Source organism: Streptomyces sichuanensis (assembly GCF_020328095.1).
Classification (GTDB): Bacteria; Actinomycetota; Actinomycetes; order Streptomycetales; family Streptomycetaceae; genus Streptomyces; species Streptomyces cinnamoneus.
Window position 1 is genome coordinate 1 of record NZ_JAIXMK010000239.1, and the last position, 3245, is coordinate 3245.

Below are 3245 nucleotides of genomic sequence, written 5' to 3' on the forward strand. Positions count from 1 at the left end.
CGACATCAACGGCGACGGCAAGGCCGACTACACCGTGGTGGACGACAACGGCGCCGTCGACGTCTGGATCAACAACGGCGGCGACGGCCGGGGCGGCTGGACCGGCTGGGGCCGCATCGCCGCGGGCGCCGGGTACGGCTACACCGTCCGCATCTGACCCTCCGGCGGGCGTACGGCAGAACGAGCGGCGCAGGTGCCTCCGGGCACCTGCGCCGCTTCACGTTCCTGCGTTCACCGGGCCCTTACGGCCCGTCCGGCTTCATGCCGTGAGCACCGTCGCGCCCGCTGCGGGCCCCGACGTCATGCGCACCGCGCGGCAGGTGCCGGAGGCGCGCAGCGCGTCGGCCACCTTCTCCGCCTCGGCCTCGCCCGCCACCAGGAACGCCGTGGTCGGCCCGGAGCCGGAGACCAGCGCGGCCAGCGCCCCCGCGTCCGTCCCCGCGGCCAGCGTGGCGGCCAGCGACGGGCGCAGGGAGACGGCGGCGGCCTGGAGGTCGTTGGCGACGGCGGCGGCCAGGGTCGCCGCGTCACCGGTCCGCAGGGCGTCCAGCAGGTCCTCCGACGCCTCCGGCTCCGGTACCTCGGCGGCGCTCGCGCCCGTGCCCGACGCCTCGCGCAGCCGGTCGCACTCCGCGTACACCGCGGGCGTGGACAGGCCGCCGTCGGCGACGGCGAAGACCCAGTGGAAGGTGCCGCCGACGTCGAGCGGCGTCAGCAGCTCGCCCCGCCCGCGGCCGAGCGCGGCGCCGCCCACCAGGCTGAAGGGGACGTCGCTGCCCAGCTCCGCGCAGATCTCCAGCAGTTCCTCGCGGGAGGCGCCCGTGCCCCACAGCGCGTCGCACGCGACGAGCGCGCCCGCGCCGTCGGCGCTGCCGCCGGCCATGCCGCCCGCGACCGGGATGTCCTTGGCGATGTGGATGTGGACGTTCGCGTCCCGGCCGTGCCGCGCGGCGAGGGCGAGCGCGGCGCGTGCGGCCAGGTTGGTGCGGTCCAGCGGCACCTGGGCGGCGTCCGGCCCGGAGCAGGTGATGCGCAGCTCCTCCGCCGGGGCGACCGTGACCTCGTCGTACAGGCCCACGGCGAGGAAGACGTTGGCCAGGTCGTGGAAGCCGTCGGGCCGCAGCCCGCCCACCGCCAGCTGGACGTTGACCTTGGCGGGTACCCGGACGGTGACGGGAGCGGTCACTGCGCGGCGTCCTTCTGCTCGGCGATGGCGATGAACTCGTGCACGGTCAGCGCCTCGCCCCGCGCCTGCGGCGAGACGCCCGCGGCCACCAGCGCGGCCTCGGCGGCCGCGGCGGAACCGGCCCAGCCGGCCAGCGCGGCGCGCAGCGTCTTGCGGCGCTGCGCGAAGGCCGCGTCCACGACGGCGAAGACCTCCTCGCGCGTGGCCGTGGTCTCGATCGGCTTGTCGCGGCGCACCAGCGAGACGAGGCCGGAGTCGACGTTGGGCGCCGGCCAGAAGACGTTGCGGCCGATGGCACCGGCCCGCTTGACCTCGGCGTACCAGTTGGCCTTGACCGAGGGCACGCCGTAGACCTTGTTGCCGGGCCGGGCGGCGAGCCGGTCGGCGACCTCGGACTGGACCATCACCAGCGTGCGCTCGATGCTGGGGAACTGCTCCAGCATGTGCAGCAGCACCGGCACGGCGACGTTGTACGGCAGGTTGGCCACCAGCGCGGTGGGCGCCGGGCCCGGCAGCTCCGTGACGCGCATGGCGTCGCTGTGCACGAGCGCGAAGCGGTCGGCACGGGCGGGCATGCGGGCGGCGACGGTCGAGGGGAGGGCGGCGGCGAGCACGTCGTCGATCTCGACGGCCGTGACCCGGTCGGCGGCCTCCAGAAGGGCCAGGGTCAGCGACCCGAGCCCCGGCCCGACCTCGACGACCACGTCATCGGGCCGCACCTCGGCGGTCCGTACGATGCGCCGGACCGTGTTGGCGTCGATCACGAAGTTCTGGCCGCGCTGCTTGGTCGGGCGGACCCCGAGGGCGGCGGCCAGTTCGCGGATGTCGGCCGGGCCGAGCAGGGCGCCGGAATCGTCTGTGCTGGGGCTGGAGCTCACCCGTGAAGTTTACGGCCGCACACGGGCCACGGGCTCGCCCCCCGGCTGACGTACAGCTTCTTGGCCCGCAAGGTCTGCTCCTGGGCCGACGCGTCCTGGGGCCGGCCGCTGCCACCGAGGGAGTGCCAGGTGCGCACGTCGAACTGGTACAGCCCGCCGTACGTGCCGGAGGGATCCACCGCGTTGGGCCGGCCGCCCGCCTCGCACTGGGCGAGGCCGGACCAGTTCAGGCCGTCCGCGCCCTGCACCGAGGTGGGGCGGGCCTTGGTGCCCACGCTCACGATCTCGGTGCGCGGCTGCTTCACGGTCTCCGAGGAGATCCGCCGCGGCTTCTGCTTCACCCCGTTGACGGTCCGCAGCTCGTAGGTGACGCGCTCGACGCCCTTCTCGCCGCGCTGCGCGACGACCTCGGTGCCCTTGTAGAGGGCGGGGTCCTCGCGCCGCTCGGTGGTGAAGGCGATGGGCTCCTCGCGGACCTCGCGGCTGCCCGTGATGCGCATGACCGAGACGGTCTGGCCCTCGCGCGGGAAGCTGTCGGGGTCGACGGAGGTGGTGTCCTGGCCGCGCAGGCTGATCCCGGCCTGCTCGATGGCCTCGCGGATGGTCGCGGCGTTGGTGCGGACGGTGCGCTCGCGCCCGTCGGCCATGAAGGTGACGCTGCGCTCGGTGCGCACGTCCAGGTCCAGGCCCTGCCGTCCGATGGGCGCCGAGCGGGAGGCGGAGAGGTAGGCGCCCTCGGCACGCACGCCGAGCTGGCGCAGGGCGCCGTCGACGGTGCGGGCGGTGGTCCACACCTGGCGGCGTTCGCCGTCGAGGGTCAGGGCGACGGGACGGCCGTAGCGGATGATGACGCGGTCGCCGGAGGCCAGGTCGTGGTGGGGGCCGGGGGCGACGATGTCGTGCTCGCCGACGGTCATGCCCTCGTCGGCCAGCAGCTCCTCGACGTCGCCCGCGAAGGTGTGCAGCGTGCGGGGCCGGCCGTCGACGCTGAGCTGGACGGACTTGTCGCTGGCGACGAAGGCGGAGGTGCCGCCGGCGAGGAACGCGACGACGAGGGCCTGCGGCAGCAGCCGGCGCAGCGGGTCGGTGCGCTCGCGGGAGGCGGGGCGCTTGCGGCGGTCACCGGCCGCCTTGCGCTCCGCCGCCGCGCGGCGGGCGGCGGCCCGGCCACCGGGAACGGC

3 protein-coding genes are annotated in these 3245 nt (G+C 75.4%); all 3 read right to left on the reverse strand.

Annotated features, from left to right (window positions below):
* Window positions 1–259: 259 nt before the first annotated feature.
* Window positions 260–1186 carry a 4-(cytidine 5'-diphospho)-2-C-methyl-D-erythritol kinase gene (locus LE181_RS31590; RefSeq protein ID WP_225665018.1) on the reverse strand — a complete coding sequence of 309 codons (927 nt, stop codon included), beginning with the start codon at window positions 1184–1186 and terminating at the stop codon, window positions 260–262.
* The gene (gene rsmA / locus LE181_RS31595) at window positions 1183–2064 is read right to left on the reverse strand and encodes a 16S rRNA (adenine(1518)-N(6)/adenine(1519)-N(6))-dimethyltransferase RsmA (RefSeq protein WP_225665021.1); all 882 of its coding nucleotides are present in this window, start codon (window positions 2062–2064) and stop codon (window positions 1183–1185) included. The genes LE181_RS31590 and rsmA overlap by 4 nt, the downstream gene beginning before the upstream one ends.
* A partial coding sequence (locus LE181_RS31600; protein ID WP_225665023.1) for a resuscitation-promoting factor occupies window positions 2061–3245 on the reverse strand: 1185 nt, incomplete at its 5' end. The genes rsmA and LE181_RS31600, both read right to left, overlap by 4 nt.